Genomic DNA, 26,781 nt, shown 5'->3' on the forward strand with positions numbered 1-26,781 from the left:
TCGAAGAGGTGGCATGGCGGGATGTGCTTCCCATGCGGAGGTGAACGCGGCAACGTGCCGGCTTGATCTCAAGCCGGAGCCTCTGCATGTCCTTCCATACCCGTCCTGTCCCGCCTGCCGATGCCGCCGCGCGCCGCGCCGTCAAGCCGGTCGTCTGCTATCCCGTCGAGACATTGCCGGTGCCGGATATGGATCGTCTGTCGGCCGTGCGGGAAACGCTGACGAAGATCGACGAGGTCATAGTGCCGCCGCGCGAGGGCAAGGCGTTCAACGTGCCGAAGGGGCATTTCTTACGCATCGTCAGCGTCGAGGGGCCGCAGGTCGGCGACCTCAACCTCTGGAACGCCAACGATCTCAATGAGCGCTTCTTCAGCGGCAAGACGCGGGCGCTGCATGCCACGCATGTCACGACCGGCAACCGGCTGTGGAGCAATCTGCCGAACCTGCGCCCCATGGCGACGATCACGCATGACACGCTCGGCTGGTATGGCTTCGATGAATATGGCGGCGGCGTTCATGATGTGATCGGCACGCGCTGCGATCCCTACACCAACCGTCTGCTCTCCGGCGGCGACTATCACCATTGCTGCCACTCCAACCTCTGCGGCGCGCTTTCCGAGGCGCGCGGCATGTCGCTGAAGGAGGCGGAGCCTTACGTCCATGATGTGCTCAACGTCTTCATGTGCACCGGCTTCACGCACGATACGCATCAGTATTTCATGAAGGCGAGCCCGGTGCGGCCCGGAGACTTCCTGGAAATGTTCGCGGAAATCGATCTTCTTGGCGGGCTGTCTGCCTGCCCCGGCGGCGATTGCAGCGCGGAACATTCGAGCGATACGGCGGCCTGCCATCCGCTGAAGGTCGAGATATTCAGGCCGGACATGGCGCTTCTGGCCCACTGGCCGTTCCCGGAGCGCAATCCCTATCGCGGCAGGCCTTGAGCCGGGCGCTCGTGATCCTGATCATTCGGGCTGTGGCAATTGCGTGACGCAGCCCCACCAATGGGCTGGTCGGCTGCGAAGGTCGCCCTCATTTCATATTCCCCATTGCACAAATCGGTGGCGTGACTAAAGATTTGGCAATTGTCTGTTCCGGCGCGATGAGGGCCAATGTCAATCAAAGCCAGTATTTATCACCTGACCCATTACAAATACGACAATCCCATCGTACTGGGGCCGCAGATCATCCGGTTGAAACCGGCCTCGCATTCCAAGACCAAGGTGATCAGCCATTCGCTGAAGGTCACGCCGGAAAACCACTTCGTCAATCTCCAGCAGGATCCTTACGGCAATTATCTCGCCCGCTTCGTCTTTCCGGAGCCGGTCACGGAGTTCAAGATCGAGGTCGATCTTGTTGCCGACATGACGGTCTATAATCCGTTCGACTTCTTCGTCGAGGAACAGGCCGAGCACTATCCCTTCGACTATCCGGAAGACCTCAAGGAAGACCTGTCGATCTATATCAAGCCGGAGCCGGCCGGGCCGCTGCTGACCAAGCTTCTCAAGGGTATCGACCGTTCGCGCCAGCGCACTGTCGACATGGTGGTCGGCATCAATGCGATGCTGCAGAGCCAGACCGAATACACAATCCGCATGGAGCCGGGCGTGCAGACGCCGGAAGAGACGCTGAAGCTCGCCAAGGGCTCCTGTCGCGATTCCAGCTGGCTGCTGGTGCAGATTCTCCGCCATCTGGGCTTTGCCGCGCGCTTCGTCTCCGGCTATCTCATCCAGCTGACGCCGGATCTGAAGGCACTCGACGGGCCGTCGGGCACCGAAGTCGATTTCACCGATCTTCATGCCTGGACAGAGGTCTATCTGCCGGGGGCAGGCTGGGTCGGGCTTGATCCCACATCCGGTCTGCTGGCCGGCGAAAGCCATATTCCGCTTGCCGCGACACCGCATTACAAGAATGCCGCGCCGATCTCCGGCGGCTATTTCGGCGAGGCGAAGACCGAGTTTGACTTCGACATGAAGGTCAACCGCGTCGCCGAGCATCCGCGCATCACCAAGCCGTTCTCGGATGAGAGCTGGGAGGCGCTGAATGCGCTCGGCGAAAAGGTCGACGCCTATCTCGACACGGCGGATGTGCGCCTCACCATGGGCGGCGAGCCGACCTTCGTCTCCATTGATGACTTCCAGTCGGACGAGTGGAACACGGCAGCCGTCGGCCCGCAGAAGCGCGACCGTGCCGATGTGCTGATCCGCAAGCTGCGCGAGCGCTTCGCGCCGGGGGGCTTCCTGCATTACGGGCAGGGCAAGTGGTATCCGGGCGAAAGCCTGCCGCGCTGGACCTTCTCGCTCTACTGGCGCAAGGACGGTCTGCCGGTCTGGAACACGCCGGAGCTGATCGCGGCGGAAGCCAAGGACTACAAGGTCTCCCACGAGGATGCCGGCAAGTTCGCGGCAGCGCTCGCAATCGAGCTCGATGTGAAGCCGGAATTCGCCACGCCCGCCTTCGAGGATACGGCCGAATGGCTGATCAAGGAGGCGAACCTTCCCGAGAATGTCGATCCCGCCAATTCGAAGCTGGAAAATGCCGAGGAGCGCAGCCGCATCGCGAAGGTCTTCGAGCGTGGCCTGACCAAGCCGACCGGCTATGTGCTTCCGGTTCAGGCGTGGAATTCGCGCGCCAGCGGACGCAGCTGGATTTCGGAAAAGTGGAGCACGCGGCGCGGCCGGCTGTTCCTCATTCCGGGCGACTCGCCCATCGGCTTCCGCCTGCCGCTCGGCTCGCTGATCTATATCCCGCCGTCGCAATTCCCCTATATCAACCCGAGCGATCCTTCGATCCCGCGTCCGCCGCTGCCCGATTACCGGCAGGACAGGGGCCGGCTGATGCCGGAACATTCGCTGCAGCCGGAAAAGGCGCAGACCCCGGTCCAGCAGCAGGCGCTGTCGGAGATCGAGGGGCGGGTGCGCACCGCCATCTCCATCGAGCCGCGCGACGGACGCATCTGCGTCTTCATGCCGCCGACCGAGACGCTGGAGGATTATCTCGACCTCATCGCGTCTGCCGAGCGGGCCGCCGCCCATCTCAAGCTGCCGATCCATATCGAGGGCTATACGCCGCCGCAGGATGAGCGGCTGAATGTCATGCGGGTGACGCCCGATCCGGGTGTCATCGAGGTGAACGTGCATCCGGCCTCCAACTGGAAGGATTGCGTCGAGATCACCACGGCGCTTTACGAGGAAGCCCGCCAGTCGCGGCTTGGGGCCGACAAGTTCATGATCGATGGTCGCCATACCGGCACCGGCGGCGGCAACCATGTCGTTGTCGGCGGGGCGAACCCGAATGACAGCCCGTTCCTGCGCCGGCCGGACCTCTTGAAGAGCCTCGTGTTGCACTGGCAGCGCCATCCGTCGCTCTCCTATCTCTTCTCCGGCCTCTTCATCGGGCCGACAAGCCAGGCGCCGCGTATCGACGAGGCGCGGCATGATGCGCTCTACGAACTGGAAATCGCGCTCGCCCAGGTGCCGCTGCCGGGCAAGGGCCTGCCGCCGCTGCCCTGGCTGGTGGACCGGCTGTTCCGCAATCTTTTGACCGACTCGAGCGGCAACACGCATCGCTCGGAAATCTGCATCGACAAGCTGTTCTCGCCCGATGGGCCGACGGGCCGCCTCGGTCTGGTCGAGTTCCGTGGCTTTGAAATGCCGCCGAATGCGCGCATGAGCCTTGCCCAGCAGCTTCTCGTCCGCGCGCTGATCGCCCGCTTCTGGAAGAACCCGATCGAGGGCAATTTCGTGCGCTGGGGGACGTCGCTCGCCGATCGCTTCATGCTGCCTTACTTCGTCTGGAAGGACTTCCTCGACGTGCTGGCCGACCTGAAGGCAAACGGCTTCGACTTCCGGCCCGAATGGTTCTCAGCCCAGCTCGAGTTCCGCTTCCCGTTCTGCGGTGAGGTCGAGTACGAGGGCAATAAGCTCGAAGTGCGTCAGGCGCTCGAACCCTGGCATGTGACGGGCGAGCAGGGCGCCGTCGGCGGCACGGTGCGCTATGTCGACAGTTCCGTCGAGCGGCTGCAGGTGAAGTTCGAGACCGCAAACCTCGATCGCTATCAGGTCACCTGCAACGGCCGCCTGATGCCGCTGAGGCCGACTGACGAGCAGGGCGTGGCGGTTGCGGGTGTCCGCTTCAAGGCGTGGCATCCGGCGTCGGGCATCCATCCGGTGCTGCCGGTCAACGCGCCGCTCACCTTCGACATCTATGATACGTGGTCGAGCCGGTCGCTGGGCGGTTGCGTCTACCATGTCGCGCATCCGGGTGGTCGCAGCTACGACACATTCCCTGTGAATGGCAACGAGGCGGAGGCAAGACGCCTTGCGCGCTTCCTGCCTTCGGGGCATACCGGGGGCTTGTGGCTCTACAGGGCCGATCCGCCGCCTCCGGAATTCCCGATGACGCTGGATCTCAGGCGGCCCTGAGAGCGGCCTATTAGGGGTATTTGAATTGGCAGGCGGGACTGCGGCAGACAAGAGACCGACGGCGGGGGGCAGGGTGGACGCCCTGCTCGGCTATCGGCCGTTGCCTGGCATTGCCGACGAGATGATCGATCCGCAGGGCAAGGTGCGTCCAGTCTGGCAGCATCTGCTTGGCTATCTCGGCCGCCAGGACGAACAGTCGATCGCCGACCGTTTCGCCACCGCCGACCGTTATCTGAGTGACGCGGGCGTGTTCTACCGGGCCTATGGCGGGCCGGGAACATCGGAGCGCGACTGGCCGCTCTCGCATATCCCGGTGATGATTGCCGACGCCGAATGGGCGAAGATTTCGGAAGGGCTGGTGCAGCGCGCCGAGCTTCTGGAGCATATCGTCGCGGATATCTATGGCGATTGCCGGCTGGTGCGCGACGGCCTGCTGCCGCCGCCGCTGGTCGCGGCGAACCCGGAATTCCTGCGGCCGGTCGTCGGGCTTCAGCCCTCGGGCGGCCATCACCTGCATTTCTGCTCCTTCGAGATCGGGCGCGGGCCGGACGGCAACTGGTGGGTTCTGGCCGATCGCACGCAGGCTCCGTCGGGTGCGGGCTTTGCGCTTGAAAACCGCGTGGCAACCGCGCGCGCCTTCTCCGATCTCTATGCCGAAATGCATGTGCATCGGCTGGCCTCCTTCTTCGGCACGTTCCGCGACACGCTGCTCAACAAGCGGCAGAGCCGCGAGGAGCGCGTGGCCGTTCTGTCGCCTGGCTCGGCCAACGAAACCTATTTCGAGCATGCCTATCTCGCCCGCTATCTCGGCTTCATGCTGCTGGAAGGCGAGGATCTCGTCGTCGTCAACGGCAAGGTCATGGTCAGCACCGTGTCCGGCCTGAAGCCGGTCGGCGTGCTGTGGCGGCGCGTGGACGCAAGCTTCACCGATCCGCTGGAGCTGGACCAGAACTCCTATATCGGCACGCCCGGTCTCGTGCAGGCCGTGCGCAGCGGCTCGGTGATGATGGTCAACGGGCTGGGATCGGGCATTCTGGAGACGCGGGCGCTGCTCGCCTTCCTGCCGCGCATCTGTCGTGAAGTGCTAGGCGAAGACCTGAAGCTGCCGTCGATTGCCACATGGTGGTGCGGGCAGGATGCGGAGCGTTCGCATGTGGCCGCCCATCTCGACCGCATGGTCATTGGTCCTGCCTATTCGCGGCTGCCCTTCTTCGACGACAAGGGACAATCCGTGCTTGGTGCCTCGCTGCGCGACCGGGCAAAGGAATCGATTGCCGGCTGGCTGCGCACCGAGGGGGCGAAGCTCGCAGGGCAGGAGGCCGTAACGCTTTCGACCACGCCGGTCTGGAACGACGGCAAGCTTGCGCCGCGGCCGATGTCGCTGCGCGTCTTTGCCGCCCGCACGCTCGACGGCTGGAAGATCATGCCCGGCGGCTTCGCGCGGATCTCGTCCGGCGAGGATGCGGCGGCGATCGCCATGCAGGCCGGCGGCAACGCGGCCGATGTCTGGATCGTCTCGGAAAAGCCGGTCGAGAAGACGACGCTGCTGCCGCCGGATTCCAGCTTCACCCGCAACATGCCGGGCAGTCTCCCGAGCCGTGCGGCGGACAATCTCTACTGGCTGGGGCGCTATATCGAGCGCGCCGAAGGCACGATCCGCATTCTTCGCGCCTGGCATGCCCGCTATGCCGAGGCGGCCGATGCGCGCACGCCGCTGCTCGGCGACGTGACCGACTATCTCGAGAGCCTCGATATCGAGATCGATCCGGCGATCCCCAACAGCCTGATCACCAATATCGAAAGCGCGCTCTACAGCGCATCCCGCATCCGCGACCGGTTCTCGCCGGATGGCTGGCTGGCGCTCGCCGATCTGGCCAAGACGGCGCGCGAGTTCAACCGCAAGGTCAAGCCGGGCGACGATGCGACGCGGGCCTCGACGATCCTGTTGCGCAAGCTCGCGGGCTTTGCCGGTCTCGTGCATGAAAACATGTATCGCTTCACCGGTTGGCGGTTCCTGACCATCGGCCGCATGCTGGAGCGCGGGCTGCACATGACGCGTCTGCTCGGCCACATGGCGGGCGAGGATGCGCCAGACGGCACCTATGACATGCTGCTCGAAATCGGCGACAGCGTCATGACGCATCGCCGCCGCTACAATGTGGCGACCGCGCGCGTCACGGTCACCGACCTGCTGGCGCTTGATCCGCTCAATCCGCGTTCGATCTTCTACCAGCTGAACGAGATCAAGACGGAAGTCGAGCATCTGCCGAATGCCTATGTCGACGGCCAGATGTCGCCGCTCTATCGCGAGGCGCTCCGGCTTCATTCGACGATTGCGCTGATGACGGCGGACACGATGACGCCCGAGGTCTACAAGGAGCTGGAACGCGAAATGGAACAGCTCTCCGACGTCCTCGCGCAAACCTACCTGAATTGACGGTCTCCATGCTCTACGACGTCAAGCTCAAGATCGCCTATGACTACGACGTGCCGGCCTCCGGCGCGCGGCACATGGTGCGTGTCCTGCCGATGTCGATCCCCGGCCGGCAGCGGCTGATCGCGGGCACCGTATCGATCCTGCCGGCGCCGGAAGAGCGGGCCGATATCATCGATTTCTTCGGCAATGCGGTGACCTCGGTCTATTTCCGCTCGGCGCATTCGCATTCGGAAGTGAACATGCAGGCGCGGGTGCAGGTCGACACGCAGGCGCCGGGGCTGGGGCTCTATTGCCGCGCCGACGAGATCGCCGCCGAACTGCAGGCCGTCACCTCGATCGGGCCGGATTCACCGCATCATTTCATCGGCGAAAGCCCGAAGCTCAGGGACATTCCGGTGATTGCCGCCTATGCCCGCAGCTTCTACCGGCCGGACATGACCGTGGACGAAATCGCCCGGGCAATCTGCGCCGACATCTTCAAGACCTTCCAGTATGATCCCAACGCCACGGACGTGGACACGTCGGCGGCGGAAGCCTTCGAGCTCAAGGCCGGGGTCTGCCAGGACTTCACCCATATCATGACCTCGGCGCTCAGAAGCCTCGGCATTCCCGCCGGCTATGTCAGCGGCTACCTGCGCACCATCCCGCCGCCCGGCAAGGAGCGGCTGGAAGGGGCGGATGCGATGCATGCCTGGGTGCGTGTCTGGGCCGGGCGTGACGCGGGCTGGCTGGAATTCGACCCGACAAACAACATCCCGGCGGGCCAGGATCACATCGTCGTCGGCTATGGCCGCGACTATTCCGATGTGGCACCCATTATCGGCGTCTTGCGCAGCTATGGCGGCCACAACAATGTCCAGTCGGTGGACGTTGTGCCAGTCTGAAACACGTCTCTAGCGTAGAGTGTCTCTGTCGTTGAGACAGCGCAAAAATTGAGAACAATTCGATTTAAGTCTTCATGTAAAAATTAAACGCGAAACAATATATTCCCGCTAACTTATCTTCGTTCGACCATAGCCGTGCATAAAAAGACTTGGGGCGATCGTCTTTTTGTTCAGTTTTGCATTGATATCTCAGGTTGTACTCTGAAGTCAATGCGTGGGCGGGGGTATTCGTTTTGGTTCTACGCGAATGTCAAAGGCTTCTGTCTGACCTTGGGGCAGACAAGAGTGGAAATTTCGCAGTTCTTGCCGCATTCCTGATCCCGGTGGGCATGGCCTCTGCCGAGCTCGCCATGGACATTTCGGGTCTGATGGCCGAGCGGGCTCGGGTCCAGGCGGCGGCGGACGCGGCGGCCATTGCAGCGGGGGCTGCACTTGCCAACGAGACGGCGACGATCGATCAGGCCAAGCAGCTGGCGCTGAACTTCGTGAAGGGCCAGCTGAACCCGGAACTCGGCGTGATCGCGCAAAGCCAGCAGAAATCCGGTCCCAGCGGTCCTTATGGAAATTTCGAAATCGGCGGCTGCACCAGCGTCGATGTCACGCAGAGCACGGGCGTGGGGACGACGAAGGTGTTCGACGTCACCGTCTCGACCTGCCTGCCGAAGAAGCTGACGGTGCTCGGCGCCTTCTATGGCAGCAGCGTGCAGAACCTGAAGGCCACCGGTTCGACGAAGAGCATGACGGCCTCGCAGAAGGCGCTCTCCATGTATCTCGTCCTCGACCGCTCGGGCTCGATGGGGGATAATACGGATACCGCGACGGGCACGGCGACCTACACCTATTCCTGTGGCTGGCGAAAGACCTGCACGGGGACGAAGACCACCTATCTGATCAAGATCGATGCGCTGAAACAGGCGGCCGCAGCCCTGATGAAGCAGATTTCGACCGCCGATCCCGACCAGTATTATGCCCGGCTCGGCGCCGTCTCCTACAATTCCGCGATGGACACGCCGCAGGCGCTCGGCTGGGGAACGGTCGCAGTGTCCAACTATGTGAATGCACTGGTCGCCTCGGGCGGGACGGATTCGAGCAATGCCTTCAAGCAGGCCTATCAGGCGCTGACCGCGTCGACGGAAAACAGCCTGCACCAGTCGAAGAATGGCCAGACGCCGGACAAGTTCATCGTCTTCATGACCGACGGCGAGAACAATTATGCCTCAGCCGATACCGCGACAAAGCAATGGTGCGATAGCGCGAGATCGGCTGGCGTGCAGGTGTACTCGATCGCCTTCATGGCGCCGGATACGGGCAAGGCGCTCTTGAGCTATTGCGCCACGGACGCGAACCATTTCTTCGCGGCGGAGAACGCCAGCGACATGATCGCGGCCTTCAAGTATATCGGCGAGAAGGCGGTTTCCGCAACCACGCGGCTCACGCAATAAACCATTCAAAAGAAATCGAATTTTCTGCGGCCGGGAGTTTCCTTCCGGCCGTATTGCTGCGCGCGCAAGGAATTTCGCAATTGCAAAAACGATGTTGCAACGGCCGGGGAAGAATGCATTAATTGCCGACATAAACCGATTAATTCATGTTGGGTCAGGCTTGGATTTCACAAATGAATACACCGTCTTCCGAAACGCTCACGCCCGCTCCGCGCACCTCCGATCCGGAGCAACTCGCGACAGAAATTCTGGAAAGACTGAAGTATCGAATCGGCAAGGATCCCAAGGTTGCCAAGCCGCATGACTGGCTGACGGCGGCCATCCTGGTTGCCCGCGACCGCGTCACCGACAACTGGATGGACAGTACCAAGCGCACCTATGCGGAAGGCCGCAAGCGCGTCTACTATCTCTCGCTGGAGTTCCTCATCGGCCGGCTGATGCGCGACACGATGACCAATATCGGCATCATGGACGAGATGCGCATCGCGCTCGCCTCGCTCGGCGTCGATATCGACGTGATTGCGGAACTGGAGCCTGACGCCGCGCTCGGCAATGGCGGTCTTGGACGACTGGCCGCCTGTTTCATGGAATCCATGGCCACCGTCGACGTGCCGGCCTATGGCTACGGCATCCGCTATGTGCACGGTCTCTTCCGCCAGCAGATGTCGGACGGCTGGCAGGTGGAACTGCCTGAAAACTGGCTGGCGCACGGCAATCCGTGGGAGTTCGAGCGCCGCGAAAGCTCCTATGAAATCGGCTTCGGTGGCTCTGTCGATACCATCGATGTCGGCGATGAAGCGATCCGCTATGTCTGGAAGCCTGCCGAGCGGGTGATCGCGACGGCCTATGACACGCCGGTTGCCGGCTGGCGCGGCCAGCGCGTCAACACGCTGCGTCTGTGGACTGCGGCGCCGATCGACCCGATCCTGCTCGACGCCTTCAATGCCGGCGACCATATCGGTGCGCTGCGCGAGAGCAACAAGGCGGAAAGTCTCGCCCGCGTTCTCTACCCGGCGGATGCGACGCCGGCGGGGCAGGAACTGCGCCTGCGCCAGGAATTCTTCTTCTCCTCCGCTTCGCTGCAGGACATCCTGCGCCGTCACCTCCAGCAGTTCCCGGACTTCACCTCGCTGCCGGAGGCCGTGGCGATCCAGCTCAACGACACCCATCCGGCTGTCGCCGTTGCAGAGCTTATCCGCCTTCTGATGGATGTTCATGGGCTGGACATCGAGCAGGCCTGGGGCATTGCCAAGGAGACCTTCTCCTACACCAACCACACGCTGCTTCCCGAAGCGCTGGAAAGCTGGCCGGTGCCGCTGTTCGAGCGCCTGCTGCCGCGCCACATGCAGATCGTCTACGCGATCAACGCCATGATCCTCATGGAGGCCCGCCGGCAGAAGACGCATACGGACCAGCAGATCCGCTCGATCTCGCTGATCGACGAGGGCGGCGAACGGCGCGTGCGCATGGGCAATCTCGCCTTTGTCGGCTCGCATTCCATCAACGGCGTGTCGGCGCTGCACACCGAACTGATGAAGGAAACGGTGTTTGCCGACCTGCACCGGCTCTATCCCGACCGCATCAACAACAAGACCAACGGGATTACGCCGCGCCGCTGGCTGATGCAGTGCAATCCGGGTCTGCTTTCGCTCATCCGCGAGGCGATCGGCGACAAGTTCATGGACGACACCGAGGCGCTGACGGATCTCGAGAAATTCGCGACCGACAGCTCGTTCCAGGAGAAGTTCGCCGCGGTGAAGCGCGAGAACAAGGTGCGCCTTGCAAGGCTGGTGCGCGAGCGCATGGGTGTGCGGATCGATCCGTCCTCCATGTTCGACATCCAGACCAAGCGTATTCACGAATACAAGCGCCAGCTTCTGAACATCATCGAGGCGATCTCGCTTTACGATCAGATGCGTTCCCATCCGGAACTTGATTGGGTTCCGCGCGTTAAGATCTTCTCCGGCAAGGCAGCGCCCAGCTATCACAACGCGAAACTGATCATCAAATTGGCCAACGACGTCGCACGAGTCATCAATAACGATCCTGCCGTGCGCGGGCTGCTGAAGGTCGTCTTCATTCCGAACTACAACGTCTCGCTGGCGGAAGTCATCATTCCGGCCGCCGACCTGTCGGAGCAGATCTCGACCGCCGGCATGGAAGCCTCGGGCACCGGCAACATGAAGTTTGCGCTGAACGGCGCGCTGACGATCGGCACGCTCGACGGCGCCAATGTCGAGATGCGCGACCATGTCGGTGCCGACAACATCAAGATCTTCGGCATGACCGCGGAAGAGGTCGCCAAGGTTCGGGCAGATACCTACAATCCGCGCGCCATCATCGAAGGCTCGAAGGAACTGCAGCAGGCGCTGTCGGCGATTGCCTCTGGCGTCTTCTCGCCGGGCGATACGGGACGCTTCGCGGATCTGGTCGACGGGCTCTACAGTCACGACTGGTTCATGGTGGCGGCCGATTTCGACGCCTATGCCAAGGCACAGCGCGAGGTGGACGCGCTTTGGGCCGACCAGCCGACATGGTATAACAAGACGATCCTGAACACTGCCCGCATGGGCTGGTTCTCGTCTGATCGTACGATCAGGCAATATGCGCGTGAAATCTGGAGAGCTTGATGGGGAAACAACCCGAACCACCGGACGCAACCAGCGAACCGGTGGTGCCTGCCCCGGAGGAGATCAGGGCGATTATAGACGGGTTGCATACTGACCCGTTTGCCGTGATGGGGCTGCATGAGTTTGATGGCGGCTTTCAGGTCCGCTGTTTCATACCTGGGGCGGAGACCGTCGAGGCGGAGACGATCGGCGGCAGGCTGATTGGCGAGCTTCAGCGCCTTGACCGCGATGGCTTCTTTGCCGGCAAGGTCGATATCCCGCATCGCCAACCGATCCTTTACCGCGCCCGCCGCGGGTCGTCCGAATGGACGGTGGTCGATGCCTACAGTTTCGGGCCCGTGCTTGGGCCGATGGACGATTACTATATCCGCGAAGGCTCGCACTTAAGACTGTTCGACAGGCTCGGCGCGCATCCGATGATGCTCGAGGGCGTGTCGGGTTTCCATTTCGCCGTCTGGGCGCCCAATGCGCGGCGCGTTTCCGTCGTCGGCTCGTTCAACAACTGGGACGGGCGCATGCATGTCATGCGGCTGCGCCGCGACACCGGCATCTGGGAAATCTTCGTGCCGGACGTGCCGGCAGGCGAGGCCTACAAGTTCGAGATCGTAGCACCCGATGGCACGGTTCTTCCGCTGAAGGCCGATCCGTTTGCGCGCCGTTCGGAACTGAGGCCGCAAACCGCTTCCGTGACGACGCCCGAGCTGCACCAGGACTGGGAAGACGAGGCGCATCGGGCGCATTGGGCGTCCGTGGATGCCCGCCGCCAGCCGATCTCGATCTATGAGGTGCATGCAGGCTCATGGCGCAAGCATCCGGATGGACGCTTCTATTCCTGGGATGAGATGGCGGATCACCTGATCCCCTATTGCGTCGACATGGGCTTCACCCATATCGAATTCCTGCCCATCAGCGAATTTCCCTACGACCCCTCCTGGGGCTACCAGACGACCGGGCTCTATGCGCCGACGGCCCGTTTCGGCGAGCCGGAAGGCTTTGCCCGCTTCATCAACGGGGCGCACAAGGCAGGGCTTTGCGTGTTGCTCGACTGGGTGCCGGCGCATTTCCCGATGGACGCACATGGCCTTCGCGAATTCGACGGCACGGCGCTCTATGAGCATGCCGATCCGCGCAAGGGCTTCCATCCCGACTGGAACACCGCGATCTACAATTTCGGCCGCAACGAGGTGTCATCCTTCCTCGTCAACAACGCGCTCTACTGGGCGGAGAAGTTCCATATCGACGGGTTGCGCGTCGATGCGGTCGCCTCGATGCTCTATCTCGACTATTCGCGCAAAGAGGGCGAATGGATCCCCAACGAGAAGGGCGGGCGCGAAAACCTGGAGGCGGTGGCCTTCCTCCAGGCGATGAACAAGGCCGTTTACGGCAGCCACCCCGGCATCGTCACCATTGCGGAGGAATCCACCTCCTGGCCGAAAGTGTCGCAGCCGGTGCATGCCGGTGGCCTCGGTTTCGGCTTCAAGTGGAACATGGGCTTCATGCATGACACGCTGAAGTATTTCGCCCATGAGCCGATCCATCGGAAATTCCACCACAACGACCTGACCTTCGGTCTCGTCTATGCCTTCTCGGAAAACTTCGTGCTGCCGCTCAGCCACGACGAAGTGGTGCATGGCAAGGGCTCGCTGATTGCCAAGATGGCCGGCGACGAGTGGCAGAAGTTTGCCAACCTGCGCGCCTATTACGGCTTCATGTGGGGCTATCCGGGTAAGAAACTGCTCTTCATGGGGCAGGAATTTGCCCAATGGGCGGAGTGGAACCACGCCAAGGAGCTCGACTGGCATCTCACCCAATATCCGCAGCATGGCGGCGTGCAGCTGGCAGTCCGGGATCTCAACCGGCTCTATCGCGACACGCCGGCACTGCACGGGCGCGATTGCGAGCCGGAGGGCTTCGAATGGCTGATCGTCGATGACAACGACAATTCGGTCTTTGCGTGGCTGCGCAAGGCGCCGGGCGAGAAGCCGGTGGCGGTGATTTCCAACCTCACGCCGGTGATGCGCGAGAATTACGAGGTGCCATTGCCGGCAGCGGGGCTGTGGCGCGAAATCTTCAACAGCGATGCGGAGATCTATGGCGGCAGCGGCAAGGGGAACGCCGGTGAATGCCATGCCCGCAAGACCGCGTCGGGACGGGTGGCGGCAAGTCTGCTTCTGCCGCCTCTTTCTACCATCATGCTGGAACTGGCTTAGCAGCTTAAGAAACGGGAGGACTGCCATGACAAAGATAAGAAGACCCCAACCCCTTGCCCGCGATGCCATGGCCTATGTGCTTGCCGGCGGGCGCGGTAGCCGCCTGAAGGAACTGACGGACATGCGCGCAAAGCCGGCCGTCTATTTCGGCGGCAAGACGCGCATCATCGACTTCGCGCTGTCGAATGCGATGAATTCCGGTATCCGCCGCATCGGGGTCGCGACGCAGTACAAGGCGCATTCGCTGATCCGCCACCTGCAGCGCGGCTGGAACTTCTTCCGCCCCGAGCGTAACGAAAGCTTCGACATTCTGCCGGCCTCGCAGCGCGTGTCCGAGACGCAGTGGTATGAGGGAACCGCAGACGCCGTCTATCAGAACGCCGACATCATCGAGCCCTATGGTCCGGAATACATGGTCATCCTGGCGGGCGACCATATCTACAAGATGGACTATGAGATGATGCTGCAGCAGCATGTCGACAGTGGCGCCGACGTCACGATCGGCTGCCTGGAAGTGCCGCGCATGGAAGCGGTTGGCTTCGGCGTTATGCATGTGGACGAGAAGGACGTGATCATCGATTTCGTCGAGAAGCCGGCCGATCCGCCGGGCATTCCCGGCAACCCGGAGATGGCGCTCGCCTCGATGGGCATCTATGTCTTCCACACGAAGTTCCTGATGGAAATCCTGCGCAAGGATGCCGCCGACCCGAATTCCAGCCGCGACTTCGGCAAGGACATCATTCCTTACATCGTGCAGCACGGCAAAGCCGTTGCACACCGCTTCGCCGAGTCCTGCGTGCGCTCCGAGACCGAGGCGCATGCCTACTGGCGCGACGTCGGGACGGTGGACGCCTATTGGCAGGCGAATATCGACCTGACCGATATCGTTCCGGAACTCGACATGTATGACAGCAGCTGGCCGATCTGGACCTATTCCGAGATCACGCCGCCGGCGAAGTTCGTGCATGACCTTGAAGGCCGTCGCGGTTCGGCCGTGTCCTCGCTCGTGGCCGGCAATTGCATCATTTCCGGTGCGTCGATCCACAAGACGCTGCTCTCGACCGGCTGCCGCATCAACTCCTTCTCCAAGCTCGACCAGGCGGTCGTGTTGCCGGAAGTCGTGGTCAGCCGTCATGCGCGTCTCACAAATGTCGTGGTAGACCGTGGCGTCATCATTCCGGAAGGGCTCGTGGTCGGCGAGGATCCTGAACTCGACGCCAAGCGCTTCCGCCGCACAGAAAGCGGGATCTGCCTCGTCACGCAGGGCATGATCGACAGATTGGGATTATAACGCATGAAGGTTCTGTCGGTCGCCTCCGAGATCTATCCGCTGATCAAGACCGGCGGGCTCGCCGACGTGGCGGGCGCGTTGCCGCTGGCCATGGGGCACCATGGCGTGGAGATGCGCTCGCTGATCCCCGGTTATCCGGCGGTGATGAAGAAGATCGGCAAGACGAAGAAGGTGGCGACGATCCCATCGCTCTTCGGGGTCAAGGCGACCATTCTCTTCGTCGTGCATGAGGGGCTGGAGCTCTATGTGCTCGACGCCCCGGCCTTCTTCCAGCGCGATGGCGGGCCTTACACGGACGCGCTCGGCAAGGACCATCCCGACAACTGGAAGCGCTTTGCGGCGCTTTCACTCGCGGCCGCGGAGATTGCGGCGGGGCTCATCCCGGCGTGGAAGCCGGATCTCGTCCATGCGCATGACTGGCAGGCGGGTCTTGTGCCCGTCTACATGCGCTTCGGCCGCGCGCCGGAGACGCCGTCCGTCATCACCGTGCACAACATCGCCTTCCAGGGACAGTTCTCGCCGGCGATCTTCCCGGAACTGGCGCTGCCGCCGCAGGCCTATTCGATGGATGGCATCGAATATTACGGCGATGTCGGCTTCCTCAAGGGTGGGCTGCAGATGGCGCATGCCATCACCACAGTCAGCCCGACCTATGCGCGGGAAATCCATCAGGGCGAATTCGGCATGGGGCTCGAAGGGCTGATCCGTGCCCGTGCCGGCCATGTCAGCGGCATTGTCAACGGCATCGACACGGCCGTCTGGAACCCGCTCACCGATCCGATGCTGGCCTCGCCCTTCTCGGCCAAGCAACTGACCAAGCGCGCGACCAGCCGCGAGGCCGTCATGCGGCATTTCGGGCTCGATGGCGACGGGCCGATCTTCTGCGTCATCAGCCGGCTGACCTGGCAGAAGGGCATGGACCTTCTGGCGGAAGTGGCCGGCGACATCGTGGGCCATGGAGGCATGCTGGCCATCCTCGGGTCCGGCGACAGGGCGCTTGAGGGCGGGCTGGTGCAGGCCTCCTATTATCACAAGGGCCGGATCGGCGTTCATATCGGCTATGACGAGCCGCTTTCGCATGTCATGCAGGCGGGGTCGGACGCCATCCTCATCCCGTCGCGCTTCGAGCCCTGTGGCCTGACGCAGCTCTATGCGCTGCGCTATGGCTGCGTGCCGGTCGTTGCCCGCACCGGCGGGCTTGCCGATACCGTCATCGACGCCAACGAGGCGGCGCTTGCCGCCGGCGTTGCCACCGGCTTCCAGTTCTCCACCATCACCGCCGACGGGCTGCGTCAGGCGCTCGCCCGTGTCTTTGAAGTCTGGCGCGATCCTGATACATGGCGCCAGCTGCAGAAAAACGGCATGAAATCCGATGTTTCCTGGGACAAGAGCGCCGCGGCCTATGCCGCCCTCTACACCCGGCTCATTTCGAAAGGCAATTAATTGATGATCAAGACCGTCGCCACCACTCCCTTCGAAGGCCAGAAGCCCGGCACGTCGGGGCTCCGCAAGAAGGTTCCCGTCTTCGCGCAGCCGAACTATGCCGAGAACTTCATCCAGTCGATCTTCGACAGCCTGGAAGGCTTTGCCGGCCAGACGCTGGTGATCGGCGGGGATGGGCGTTACTTCAACCGCGAGGTCATCCAGATCGCCATCAAGATGGCTGCCGCCAACGGTTTCGGCAAGGTGATGGTCGGGCAGGGCGGGATTCTGTCGACGCCGGCGGCCTCCAATGTCATCCGCAAATACAAGGCCTTTGGCGGCATCGTGCTTTCCGCCAGCCACAATCCCGGCGGTCCGAACGAAGATTTCGGCATCAAGTACAATATCGGCAATGGCGGCCCGGCGCCGGAAAAGATCACCGATGCGATCTATGCCCGCACCAAGGTGATCGATGCCTACAGAATAGCCGATGTCGCCGATATCGATCTGGACAAGGTCGGGACGCAGACGGTGGAAGGCATGACGGTCGAGGTGATCGACCCGGTGGCCGACTATGCCGCGCTGATGGAAAGCCTGTTCGATTTCGATGCGATCCGGGCGCTGATTGCCGGCGGCACGCGCGTTGTCATCGATTCCATGGGCGCCGTCACCGGGCCTTATGCGACGGAAATTCTCGAGAAGCGCCTTGGTGCGCCGGCAGGGTCCGTGCGCAACTCGACGCCGCTGCCGGATTTCGGCGGGCATCATCCTGACCCGAACCTCGTTCACGCCAAGGAACTCTATGACGATGTCATGAGCCCGGAAGGCCCGGATTTCGGTGCCGCCTCCGATGGTGACGGCGACCGCAACATGGTGGTCGGCAAGGGCATGTTCGTCACTCCCTCCGACAGTCTGGCGATCATCGCGGCCAATGCCACCGTCGCGCCCGGCTACAAGAAGGGCATTGCCGGCATTGCGCGCTCCATGCCGACCAGTGCAGCGGCCGACCGCGTGGCGGCCAAGCTCGGCATCGGCATGTATGAAACGCCGACGGGCTGGAAGTTCTTCGGCAATCTGCTGGACGCCGGCATGGCGACCGTCTGCGGTGAGGAAAGCTTCGGCACGGGCTCCGACCATGTGCGCGAGAAGGACGGGCTCTGGGCCGTGCTGTTCTGGCTGAACATTCTCGCCGCCCGCAAGCAGAGTGTCGCCGAGATCGTCAAGGCGCACTGGGCCGAATATGGCCGCAACTACTATTCGCGCCACGACTATGAAGAAGTGGACACGGATGCCGCCAACGGCCTTATGGCGCATCTGCGCGACAGCCTCGCGACGCTGCCCGGCCAGACCTTCGGCGCGCTGGAAGTGGAAGCGGCGGACGACTTTGCCTATCACGATCCAGTCGATGGTTCTGTCTCGAAGAACCAGGGCATCCGCATCCTCTTCAAGGGCGGCTCCCGCGTCGTCTTCCGCCTCTCCGGCACGGGCACGGCAGGCGCGACACTCCGCGTCTATGTCGAGCGCTACGAACCGGACGCGGCCCGCCACGGCATCGACACGCAGGAGGCGCTTGCCGACCTGATCGCGGCTGCCGAGCATTTCGCGGAGATCAAGACGCGCACGGGTCGTGAGGCACCGACGGTTATCACTTGATGCCGATATGGGCGTTTCGTGCCTGCGAATTGCCCCAAGCTATGTCGTACCGGACTTGAGCCGGCATCCAGTCAGCCCGTGTTTGCGGGCTGATATGTTTTGCTGCGTTGCGAGGCGGAAGACGACTTGGGAACAAGCATAGGTCTCAAAGAGGACGCATTGTAGTTTCAGCATGATGTTTTGATGTGGAGCTGCTTCATGCTGTGGTTGCTTTTAAGGGATCTATTTTTCAGAGACGTGAAGACGCTAAAGCAGGAAAAAATTTTCTACGATAAATACGGAAATAACGTAACCCTTAAGAGAGTTTCTATAAAGGGCCGAATTTATATTGATATTATTGTCAATTGGTTTGCATATAATCGTTTTCGAATTGAAAACGAATATTTTATTTCTCAGATTGAGATATCTAGGAAATTAAATGAAATATTTCTTAATGGTGAATTCGAAAAAATACCGCTTACCCTGCGTAAAGCGCCGACAATATCTTCCTACATATATATGATTCCTGCTGATAAATACGCCAGCGAAAGATATATAATATTGAATAAGAAGAATGGTGCGCCCGTGATCGATCTTTATATATGCAAGGATCTCGAGGGGTATTATTGCATCATAAATCTAAACGATGTTGGGCGGGGCAATCAACGGCGGGTCGAGGTCGGTAACGCACAGGACATGGTTCAGAGAATTTTGTCATTTGCCCAGAACGATGATGGCGAATGACGTGTCCGGATGTTCCGAGTTTTGACGATGCGGTTCCTCGGTCGTAGAGTCTTTTCAGCCGCCGACGCGGGCTGGCTGGATACCGGGTCAAGCCCGGTATGACGGAGATCTTGGACCGCTTTGGACTGAGCGGGGCCATTGATATGGACGAGGTGGCACATGATGAAAACTCCGCCGCATCCCGGCTTGCTTCTCAAGGACGATGTCATTGCGCCGCTGGGTCTTTCCGTGACCGAGGCGGCAGATCGGCTGGGCATGTCTCGTGTGGCCTTTTCGCGGGTGCTGAACGGGCGTGCTGCGATCAGCGCGGATCTGGCCATCCGGCTTGAAATGGCCGGCGCCAGCAATGCGCGGTTCTGGATGGCCCTGCAAAGCGCCTATGATCTTGCCGTGGCGCGGGCGCATGCGCAGCCCAATGTGAAGCGTCTGGAGCCGGAGGAGGCCTGACGCCTCAATCTTGACATTTCATTCCTGCATAATACATATTGAATATAATATTTATTGTGCAGGAGCACCTAAAATGACCTACGCATTCACCAAGACACTGGATATGCCGTTTGACGCGGCGATTGCCCATGTGACGGACGCGCTGAAGGCCAAGGGCTTTGGCGTGTTGACGACGATTGACGTCAAGGCGACGATGAAGGCGAAGCTCGACAAGGAGATGGCGCCCTATACCATTCTCGGCGCCTGCAATCCGGGGTTTGCCTACAAGGCCCTGCAGGCCGAAGCGCTGATCGGCACGATGCTGCCCTGCAATGTCGTCGTTCGTCAGATGGACGATGGCAAGGTTGAGGTTGCGGCAGTTGATCCGGCGGCCTCCATGCAGGCGATCGACAATCCGGCGCTCGGTGCCGTTGCCGGCGATGTGCAGACGATGCTGAAGGATATGGTTGCGGGGCTTTGAGGCCCCGCGAGGATCAGCTCGCCAGCCCTGGCAGGCTGGTGAAGGTTACTGGGTTGAACTTCAGCAACTCGCTGTCGAGAAGCGTCTCACTATAGCTCGTACCGTCTTTCGTTCTGATCAAGTGATCGCTCATCCACTGGCGCGCGGCGTCATCGTCGGTCAGAAACGTCGTGAGCGCGCTGTCATCCCTGATCAGGTCGCGGATGTCCGAGAAGTGGAAGGGGCCATGGGGCTGGATCCGCTTCTTGAAGAGCTCGTAACGCTCGGTGATCGCAGCGGCCTCCGGGCCTGATCGAAGGGACTGCTGCCACAGCCGTCCCCAGTTCTTATAGTATTCGAACTGAGCCGGATCGAGATCGATGGGGTTCTTATTCTCCAAACCCGCGCTCTTGCATGCCGGGCCGCAGTAATTCAGGCTGTGCTGGAGCTTGTTGAGCTGCTCATAGCCCAATTCCGGGTGATTGTAGAAGTAGCTGCCCAGAACGGCGCCGAGGAACAGATTCTTGTTTGACGTCAGTTCCGTGCGGTAGTTTTCAGAAACATAAAGAAGGTTTTCGCCCAGAAGCTCGTTCCAGGCATCCTGACTGTCCTGGCTTTTGCTGCGGAGAGTTTCAAGAAGCTGTCTCTCGCCGCCGTCGTTCCTGAGAGCGAGGGAAATCTGCGGCATGACGCCAAGATCGAAGGTGCAGCCGGCGATAAAAGGCACCGCCATCGCGAGCGCCATGAGCATAGTGCGGCCGGACCGGAAGAATGTGCGCTCGACGCGTTCATCATATTGCATGAGTGTTCCTTCGCCAGGTTGCACTGGCCGGATCAACTGGCGAGGCCCGGCAACGACGACATTGTGATCGGGAATGCGTATTGGAGCACGCCCTCCAGGGTGAACCCCCCGGCAGTCAGCGACGATTGCCAGTAGGACGTATCGATCAGGATCTGCTTGAGCGTCGCAGCCGCATAATCGTCGTCCCTGAGGAACCTGTTGAGTTTTTCATCGTCGATCAGAAGGGAGTTCGGCAGGTACCAGGTTCCCTTTCTCGTCTCCGTCAGGCCGCTCAGCCTTTTCATGATCAGCGCGATCTTGCTCTGGCGCACGCTGTCTTCAGACGTCGGGCTGTCGTCGTCGGTAACCGACGCCATTCCTCCGGCTCCGCCAATGATGGCGATGGTCGGCAATTGCGGCGTTACCAGCGAAGACTGCGCGTTAGCACTGGAGAATATGCTGGAAAGGAGGGCGGCGCTCAGGACAAGGGTCCCCTGCATCCGGCGAATGGTTTGACAGGCGAAAATCATTGCTTCCCCTCAGAACTTGTAGGTCAGCCCGAGGGCGACGCGGCTGTAGTCAAACTTGTTGTTGTTGAGCCAGGTTGATCCGCTCAGCTTCACGTCGAGATTTTCCGTGACGGCGTAGGTTGCCCCGAGCTGCAGCGATGCCCAGTTGATGTCGTTCGCCGTATCCGCGGGGGCGACCGTCTGCTTCATGATGTGGTTCAGGCCGAGACCGGCAGAGAGTGTCAGCTGCGGCAGTACGCGGTAGCTTGCACCCAGCGACAGGCTCAGAAGATCCGAGCCCCAGGTGGCGATCTGCGGAGTATTGTTGGGACCGTAATCCTGCCTGTTGCGGATGTTGAGATAGACGAGGTCGGCCGAGAGGGCGACCGGACCGGTCACATATGTTGCGCCGACGAAGCCGCCGAGGCGCTGGCCTTCACTGACGCTGTTCGAGCCGCCGCCAAAGGCGGTGAATGTGTAGCCGGCGTTGCCGTTGCCCATGCCGCCGATGAAGCCGGCGCGCAGCCACGGCAGAGGTTTGACGCCGATGATGGCATCGAAACCGCGGCTATAGGCATTGGCGGAGAGGTCGAGCGGGAACTGCACCACCTTCGACTTGATGACATTGGAGGAGAAGTTGCCGGTAATCGACGCGAAGGCATAGTCGCCCAAGTCGAAGCTCAGGCCAACGGCCATGCCGGTGCTGTACTGGCGAAGCGCTGCCGGCTGGCCGGCCTTGTGCCTGACCTCGCCGTAGCTGCCTTCGGCGGAGAGCTGGAAATTATGGAAGAAGCCGGCATCTTCTGTGGCGCCAGCGGGAAGCGCAGAGAGCGGCAGGGGCTTCACCTGGTCGAGGCTTGGCAGGGCGGCGTTGCGGTTCGTCTTATCCCTGGCGAAGGCGGTGCCGGAAATGGCAAGTGTCGCCGCCGCGGTTGCAACGAAGAGAGTGCGGTACATGAATGATCCCCTTGAACCTGTTGGTCTTGGGGTAGCAGGAATTTTCGCAAGGCCAGAAGTCCTGGCGTCTCGCGAATATTCAAATTGTCTCACATCAGTCGGTTTTGTTCAGGCCGCGAAGTTCGCTGGGCGGGATACCGAAGCGGCGACGAAACTGGCGCGAGAAATTGGCGGTGTCGTAGATTCCGCATTGCAGGGCGAGGTCCGTGACGGGAATATGCGCCGGTGCGTTCTCGATCAGTACTCTTGCGCGGTCGAGCCGCAGATCGCGTATGCAGCCGGCAACCCCGGTTTCGTGGCTGGAGAACAGCCGGTACAGTGTTGAGCGCGAGCAGCCCAGCGCCCGCGCAACCCGGCTGGAGCTCAGGCTCGGTTCACTCAGATGCTGTTCGATATAGGCTGTGGCTGCGGCCAGCAGCCCGGAATTCTGGTCAGATTGGCTATCTGCGCTATTGTGGCTGGTGATGGCATGCACGGCCATATCCGCTGCCTGCGAGAGGAGGAAGGCCTGTACGTAGCGGTTGGCGAGCTTCATGTTGCGTGCCATGGACATCATGTGGTCGCGCAGGACCTTGCCGATCGGCGAGCGTTCCAGCCGTTTCGTCAGCAGCGAGACCGGACCCGGATCGCCGCCGAGCGCGTTGCAAACGGCATCGCGGCGGGTCACCACATAAACGACCTTGTGACGGTTCCAGGCGACTGTCGAAGGCTTGGCGCCGTCATAGATGAACATGCTTCCCGGCCCGGTCGATATCCGGTCGTCGCCGTCCTGAACCGCGTCGCGGCGGCCCTCGACCACCAGACCGATACTGATGCTCTCCAACCCGTCGGCCTCGATATGCCGGCGTGTGCGGCCGCCTGAGACCGGGTCAGACTCGCTGACGAAGAAATCGGCCTTCTGCCAGGTGTAACCGGACGCGGCGGCGCGGAAATGTCTCGCCTCTTCCTTGCGCAAGGGGTCCGCTTCGAAATCCGCGAACGCGATCCTGCGCCAGAAATCATACGGGTTTTCGTCGCCGGCCAGGTTTGTGCCGAGCGACAGGAAGGCAGGGTCGGACGGATAGCCATGGCGGTCGAACTGCCATGCGCCGAGTTCTGGTCGCCAGCTCCAGTCCTTCATCTTCGCTCACTCACGTCCTGCGTCGCGTGCGATGCCCGGTTGCCTATCGTCAATCGCCGACGTAATCATCATCTCATTCACACAACGGGGGGCAGGATGAGTGAAGATCAGGGCACTGTCGCAGTATCGGGCAAGGTTTCTGCGCTGGTTGTTACACAGGCCCTGAGCGCTTTCAACAATAATCAACTGCGCGGTGCGATGCTGACACTTCTGGGGTTCGGCCAGCTGCGCGCATTTGGACTTGCGCCCGAAACGATTGTCGCGCTCAGCACATTGCTCATCGTAACACCGATTTTCCTTCTTTCGCTCCCTGCCGGAAGGCTTGCCGACCGGAGGTCGAAGGCATTGATGATCCGCGCCTGCAAGCTCGTGGAGCTTGCCGTCTTCATCATCGTCGCACTCGCGCTCTCGACCGGCAATGGAGAATTGCTGCTGGTCAGCCTGCTTCTGGCGGGCCTCGAAACGGCCTTCTTTGGGCCAGCGAAGCTTGGCATCCTGCCGGAGCTTGTGAGCCCCGACCGTCTGATCGACGCGAATGCCTGGATGGGGGCGACCAACACGCTGGCTATCCTGGCCGGTCTGATCACCGGGAGCCTGCTGCTGTTTTTCCCGCAAGGCGTGCTGCTGGTGGCAGCACTCGGCGTCCTGACAGCGTTGCTCGGGCTGGTGGCAGCTTTTGCGATCCCCAGACAGAAGGCCGTTGCCGGTTCATCGCCACCCCTGCGCAGTCTGGCGCAGGACCTTGGAGACCTTCGCCGGCTCTGCCACGAACAGCCGGTGCTGCGATGGCCTCTCATCGGTCGCAGCTGGTTCTGGTATCAGGGAGCCATTACCACATCCCTGATGCCACTCTTGCCGGGCGCCATGCCGGGACAGTCGACTGCCTATGCGACGATGATCTTCATTGCCACCGCGGCTGGGTTCTGTCTCGGCGCTTTCGGTTCTCGCTTTCTCGTGGGGGGGCGGAGTGGCGACCTATCGGCACTCGCGCTGCTATTCGCTGTCATCGCACTGCCGGCGATCGACATTCCTTTCGCCGTGCAGGCCAACCAGCCCATTCGTCTACTTGCCGATATCTTCGTGCTTTCTGCAGGAACGGGCCTGTTTCTAGTTCCACTCAATACCGTTCTGCAAAGCGAGACCCCGCCTGCTTTCAGAGCGCGGCTGATCGGCACGGGTGACATGGTGAGCGGTCTTGCCATGATGCTCTCAGGTGTGACGATCCTCGCGCTGGAAGCTCTTTCGGTGTCGATGCCTTTCATGTTCCTGATTGTCGGCGGACTGACGGCGGTGGTCGCCGTCCTGACGCTTCGCCCCGCTCTGCCGGCTGTCCGCGCTTTGGGCCGGGCGGCACAGGCGTAAACGGACCCAAGCGCGCTTTGCACGCCAGCCGATCTCTGGTCTAAGATGGGACGACTCAAGATACCTGGAGCCCGCATGCATTCTCCCAAACTTGGCGCAACGCTTCTTTCCAACGGCACGCAGTTTGGCGTGTGGTCGGAACATGCAGCGGCCATCGACCTTTGCCTCTACGCCCCGGATGGCGTGACGGAGATCGTGCGTTTGCCGATGGAGCGCGGGGTGGACGACGTGTTCCGTGCCTTTGCCGAAGGTCTGGGCGAGGGCGCGCTTTATGGCTTCCGGGCGTCCGGATCCTATGCGCCGGATCATGGTCTGTGGTTCGACGATGCGAAGCTGCTGGTGGACCCATATGCGAAGGAACTCGACCGGCCCTTCGTCTACTCGCCCCGGCTTTCGAGCTTCGGAGACGACACGGCCGATATCGTGCCCAAGGCGCGGGTCGTGGGGCAGACGCTGGTCAGCGTCGAGCCGCCCCGTTTCCAGCCCGGCGGCTTTGTCTATGAGGTGGCGGTCAAGCCGTTCACGATCCTGAACGAGGATGTGCCGGCCGCGCAGCGCGGCACGGTGGCGGCGCTTGCCCATCCGTCGGTCATTGCGCATCTGAAGCGGCTGGGCGTCGATGCCATCGAACTGATGCCGATCACGGCCTGGATCGATGAGCGGCATCTGCCGCCGCTTGGACTCTCCAACGGCTGGGGCTATAATCCCATTGCCTTCATGGCGCTCGACCCGCGTCTCTGCTCCGGCGGTCTTGCCGAATTGCGCGAGACGGTGGCCTCGCTGCATGCCGAGGGCATCGGCGTGATCCTCGATCTCGTCTTCAACCATTCGGGTGAGAGCGACCGCTATGGCGCGACGCTGTCCATGCGCGGGCTCGACAATCTCGCCTATTACCGCCATCTGCCCGGCGAGCGCGGCATTCTCGTCAACGATACCGGCTGCGGCAATACGCTGTCGCTGGACCATCCGATTGCCGGCGGGCTGGTGGTGGATACGCTGGCGCATTTCGTCTCCGAGGCCGGCATTGACGGGTTTCGTTTCGATCTCGCCCCGGTTCTGGGTCGCGAGGAGACCGGGTTCAATCCGAATGCGGCGCTCTTCCAGGCGATCAAAAGTCATCCGCTTCTCTCCGACCGGGTGATGATCGCCGAGCCCTGGGATATCGGCCCCGGCGGCTATCAGCTCGGCAATTTCCCGGATGATTATCTCGAATGGAACGACCGGGCGCGTGATGACATGCGGCGCTTCTGGCGCGGCGACGGGCATATGGTCGGGGCGCTGGCGACGGTGCTGGCCGGCTCCTCGCCAATCTTCGGGCGCTATGGCGGAAAGCGGACGCGCAGCGTCAATTTCCTTGCCGCACATGACGGGTTCACGCTGTTCGATCTCGTCTCGCATGCAGGCAAGCACAATGAGGCGAATGGCGAGGACAATCGCGACGGCCATAACGAAAACCATTCGTGGAACAATGGCGCCGAAGGGCTGACCGAGGATGTCTCGATCAATGCGGCGCGGCGGCGCGATGTGAAAGCGCTCCTTGCGACACTGTTTGCCGCGCGCGGCACGGTGATGCTGACCATGGGCGACGAGGGCGGCCGCAGCCAGCAGGGCAACAACAATGCCTATTGCCAGGACAATGCGATCACCTGGCTCGACTGGGAGCTGCTGGACGAGGAACTGGTGCTCTACACGCGCTTCCTCGCCGGTCTGCGCAAGCGTTTCGATGTCTTCGCGCGTGCCGATTTCTTCACCGGCGTTGACGAGGATATTGCGTGGCTCTCGCCCACCGGCGCTCCGATGACGGTCGGCGAATGGGAGGCGGAAGATCAGGGGCAGCTTGCCATGATCGTCAGGACGCGCGACGTGCTGAAGGGTGTCGGAACGCGTCTGGCCGTGCTCTTCAACCGCGGCGGCGGACCTGTCTCCTTCCGGTTGCCGGGGCTCCTGTGGCACGAGCTTGAGGGCGGGCAGGGCGGATCGACATTTACCGTTCCGGCGCGTAGCGTTCTCTTTGCCGTTGAAGAACCGCAATAATTCCGGCATGTTGCCGCGC

The 26,781-nt window shown here is 61.7% G+C and carries 19 protein-coding genes; 15 read left to right on the forward strand and 4 right to left on the reverse strand.

Features of this window, described 5'->3' with window-relative positions:
* Positions 1-86: 86 nt before the first annotated feature.
* The 13 genes from LQK84_RS13610 to LQK84_RS13670 all read left to right on the forward strand — a co-directional run bounded on the left by LQK84_RS13610 (position 87) and on the right by LQK84_RS13670 (position 20,020).
* Positions 87-941: an urea carboxylase-associated family protein gene (locus tag LQK84_RS13610; protein ID WP_230829275.1), complete on the forward strand. Its 855-nt coding sequence runs from the start codon at positions 87-89 to the stop codon at positions 939-941.
* 168 nt (positions 942-1,109) lie between these two features.
* On the forward strand, positions 1,110-4,421 hold the full coding sequence (locus LQK84_RS13615) for a transglutaminase family protein (RefSeq protein WP_230829276.1): 3,312 nt from the start codon (positions 1,110-1,112) through the stop codon (positions 4,419-4,421).
* Between the two features lie 73 nt (positions 4,422-4,494).
* Positions 4,495-6,858 (forward strand): circularly permuted type 2 ATP-grasp protein, encoded by a 2,364-nt coding sequence (locus LQK84_RS13620; protein ID WP_330166412.1) that lies wholly within the window; start codon positions 4,495-4,497, stop codon positions 6,856-6,858.
* Between the two features lie 8 nt (positions 6,859-6,866).
* Entirely contained in the window at positions 6,867-7,742 is an 876-nt protein-coding gene (locus LQK84_RS13625; RefSeq protein ID WP_230829277.1) for a transglutaminase family protein, read from the forward strand.
* Positions 7,743-7,975: 233 nt separating this feature from the next.
* On the forward strand, positions 7,976-9,184 hold the full coding sequence (locus LQK84_RS13630; RefSeq protein WP_269072062.1) for a vWA domain-containing protein: 1,209 nt from the start codon (positions 7,976-7,978) through the stop codon (positions 9,182-9,184).
* Between the two features lie 173 nt (positions 9,185-9,357).
* Positions 9,358-11,814, forward strand: a complete 2,457-nt coding sequence (locus tag LQK84_RS13635) for a glycogen/starch/alpha-glucan phosphorylase (RefSeq protein WP_230829279.1) — start codon at positions 9,358-9,360, stop codon at positions 11,812-11,814.
* Entirely contained in the window at positions 11,814-14,024 is a 2,211-nt protein-coding gene (glgB, locus tag LQK84_RS13640) for a 1,4-alpha-glucan branching protein GlgB (RefSeq protein ID WP_230829280.1), read from the forward strand. The genes LQK84_RS13635 and glgB overlap by 1 nt, the downstream gene beginning before the upstream one ends.
* Before the next feature lie 25 nt (positions 14,025-14,049).
* Positions 14,050-15,315, forward strand: coding sequence for a glucose-1-phosphate adenylyltransferase (gene glgC / locus LQK84_RS13645; protein WP_230829281.1), 1,266 nt, complete (start codon positions 14,050-14,052; stop codon positions 15,313-15,315).
* Between the two features lie 3 nt (positions 15,316-15,318).
* Positions 15,319-16,758 (forward strand): glycogen synthase GlgA, encoded by a 1,440-nt coding sequence (glgA, locus tag LQK84_RS13650; protein ID WP_230829282.1) that lies wholly within the window; start codon positions 15,319-15,321, stop codon positions 16,756-16,758.
* Positions 16,759-16,761: 3 nt separating this feature from the next.
* Positions 16,762-18,390, forward strand: coding sequence for an alpha-D-glucose phosphate-specific phosphoglucomutase (locus LQK84_RS13655; RefSeq protein ID WP_230829283.1), 1,629 nt, complete (start codon positions 16,762-16,764; stop codon positions 18,388-18,390).
* Positions 18,391-18,588: 198 nt separating this feature from the next.
* Positions 18,589-19,113 carry a hypothetical protein gene (locus LQK84_RS13660; RefSeq protein ID WP_230829284.1) on the forward strand — a complete coding sequence of 175 codons (525 nt, stop codon included), beginning with the start codon at positions 18,589-18,591 and terminating at the stop codon, positions 19,111-19,113.
* Positions 19,114-19,272: 159 nt separating this feature from the next.
* Positions 19,273-19,560 carry a HigA family addiction module antitoxin gene (locus tag LQK84_RS13665; RefSeq protein WP_230829285.1) on the forward strand — a complete coding sequence of 96 codons (288 nt, stop codon included), beginning with the start codon at positions 19,273-19,275 and terminating at the stop codon, positions 19,558-19,560.
* A gap of 73 nt (positions 19,561-19,633) precedes the next feature.
* On the forward strand, positions 19,634-20,020 hold the full coding sequence (locus tag LQK84_RS13670; RefSeq protein ID WP_230829286.1) for a DUF302 domain-containing protein: 387 nt from the start codon (positions 19,634-19,636) through the stop codon (positions 20,018-20,020).
* A 13-nt stretch (positions 20,021-20,033) separates the two neighbouring features.
* On the opposite strand, the gene LQK84_RS13675 is transcribed toward LQK84_RS13670, so the two are convergent.
* The 4 genes from LQK84_RS13675 to LQK84_RS13690 all read right to left on the reverse strand — a co-directional run bounded on the left by LQK84_RS13675 (position 20,034) and on the right by LQK84_RS13690 (position 23,366).
* Positions 20,034-20,801, reverse strand: a complete 768-nt coding sequence (locus LQK84_RS13675; RefSeq protein ID WP_230829287.1) for a hypothetical protein — start codon at positions 20,799-20,801, stop codon at positions 20,034-20,036.
* 32 nt (positions 20,802-20,833) lie between these two features.
* Positions 20,834-21,310 (reverse strand): hypothetical protein, encoded by a 477-nt coding sequence (locus tag LQK84_RS13680; RefSeq protein WP_230829288.1) that lies wholly within the window; start codon positions 21,308-21,310, stop codon positions 20,834-20,836.
* 9 nt (positions 21,311-21,319) lie between these two features.
* Entirely contained in the window at positions 21,320-22,246 is a 927-nt protein-coding gene (locus tag LQK84_RS13685; protein WP_230829289.1) for a porin family protein, read from the reverse strand.
* Between the two features lie 94 nt (positions 22,247-22,340).
* Complete coding sequence (locus tag LQK84_RS13690) at positions 22,341-23,366, reverse strand: AraC family transcriptional regulator (RefSeq protein ID WP_230829290.1); 1,026 nt, start codon at positions 23,364-23,366, stop codon at positions 22,341-22,343.
* Between the two features lie 96 nt (positions 23,367-23,462).
* On the opposite strand from LQK84_RS13690, the gene LQK84_RS13695 reads away from it, so the two are divergent.
* On the forward strand, positions 23,463-24,728 hold the full coding sequence (locus tag LQK84_RS13695) for an MFS transporter (protein WP_230829291.1): 1,266 nt from the start codon (positions 23,463-23,465) through the stop codon (positions 24,726-24,728).
* 75 nt (positions 24,729-24,803) lie between these two features.
* Positions 24,804-26,762 carry a glycogen debranching protein GlgX gene (glgX, locus tag LQK84_RS13700; protein ID WP_230829292.1) on the forward strand — a complete coding sequence of 653 codons (1,959 nt, stop codon included), beginning with the start codon at positions 24,804-24,806 and terminating at the stop codon, positions 26,760-26,762.
* Positions 26,763-26,781 lie beyond the last annotated feature (19 nt).

The sequence above is a fragment of the Rhizobium sp. C4 genome, assembly GCF_021026315.1.
GTDB lineage: Bacteria > Pseudomonadota > Alphaproteobacteria > Rhizobiales > Rhizobiaceae > Ensifer_A.

What these genes read in the sequence shown, in the direction of transcription:
- LQK84_RS13625 (WP_230829277.1), top strand. Translation starts at nt 6,867, where the DNA reads ATGCTCTACGACGTCAAGCTCAAGATCGCCTATGACTACGACGTGCCG.
- LQK84_RS13655 (WP_230829283.1), top strand. Translation starts at nt 16,762, where the DNA reads ATGATCAAGACCGTCGCCACCACTCCCTTCGAAGGCCAGAAGCCCGGC.
- glgC (WP_230829281.1), top strand. Translation starts at nt 14,050, where the DNA reads ATGACAAAGATAAGAAGACCCCAACCCCTTGCCCGCGATGCCATGGCC.
- LQK84_RS13635 (WP_230829279.1), top strand. Translation starts at nt 9,358, where the DNA reads ATGAATACACCGTCTTCCGAAACGCTCACGCCCGCTCCGCGCACCTCC.
- glgX (WP_230829292.1), top strand. Translation starts at nt 24,804, where the DNA reads ATGCATTCTCCCAAACTTGGCGCAACGCTTCTTTCCAACGGCACGCAG.
- LQK84_RS13615 (WP_230829276.1), top strand. Translation starts at nt 1,110, where the DNA reads ATGTCAATCAAAGCCAGTATTTATCACCTGACCCATTACAAATACGAC.
- LQK84_RS13680 (WP_230829288.1), bottom strand. Translation starts at nt 21,310, where the DNA reads ATGATTTTCGCCTGTCAAACCATTCGCCGGATGCAGGGGACCCTTGTC.
- glgA (WP_230829282.1), top strand. Translation starts at nt 15,319, where the DNA reads ATGAAGGTTCTGTCGGTCGCCTCCGAGATCTATCCGCTGATCAAGACC.
- LQK84_RS13690 (WP_230829290.1), bottom strand. Translation starts at nt 23,366, where the DNA reads ATGAAGGACTGGAGCTGGCGACCAGAACTCGGCGCATGGCAGTTCGAC.
- LQK84_RS13660 (WP_230829284.1), top strand. Translation starts at nt 18,589, where the DNA reads ATGCTGTGGTTGCTTTTAAGGGATCTATTTTTCAGAGACGTGAAGACG.
- LQK84_RS13670 (WP_230829286.1), top strand. Translation starts at nt 19,634, where the DNA reads ATGACCTACGCATTCACCAAGACACTGGATATGCCGTTTGACGCGGCG.
- LQK84_RS13675 (WP_230829287.1), bottom strand. Translation starts at nt 20,801, where the DNA reads ATGCAATATGATGAACGCGTCGAGCGCACATTCTTCCGGTCCGGCCGC.
- LQK84_RS13695 (WP_230829291.1), top strand. Translation starts at nt 23,463, where the DNA reads ATGAGTGAAGATCAGGGCACTGTCGCAGTATCGGGCAAGGTTTCTGCG.
- LQK84_RS13665 (WP_230829285.1), top strand. Translation starts at nt 19,273, where the DNA reads ATGATGAAAACTCCGCCGCATCCCGGCTTGCTTCTCAAGGACGATGTC.
- LQK84_RS13685 (WP_230829289.1), bottom strand. Translation starts at nt 22,246, where the DNA reads ATGTACCGCACTCTCTTCGTTGCAACCGCGGCGGCGACACTTGCCATT.
- glgB (WP_230829280.1), top strand. Translation starts at nt 11,814, where the DNA reads ATGGGGAAACAACCCGAACCACCGGACGCAACCAGCGAACCGGTGGTG.
- LQK84_RS13610 (WP_230829275.1), top strand. Translation starts at nt 87, where the DNA reads ATGTCCTTCCATACCCGTCCTGTCCCGCCTGCCGATGCCGCCGCGCGC.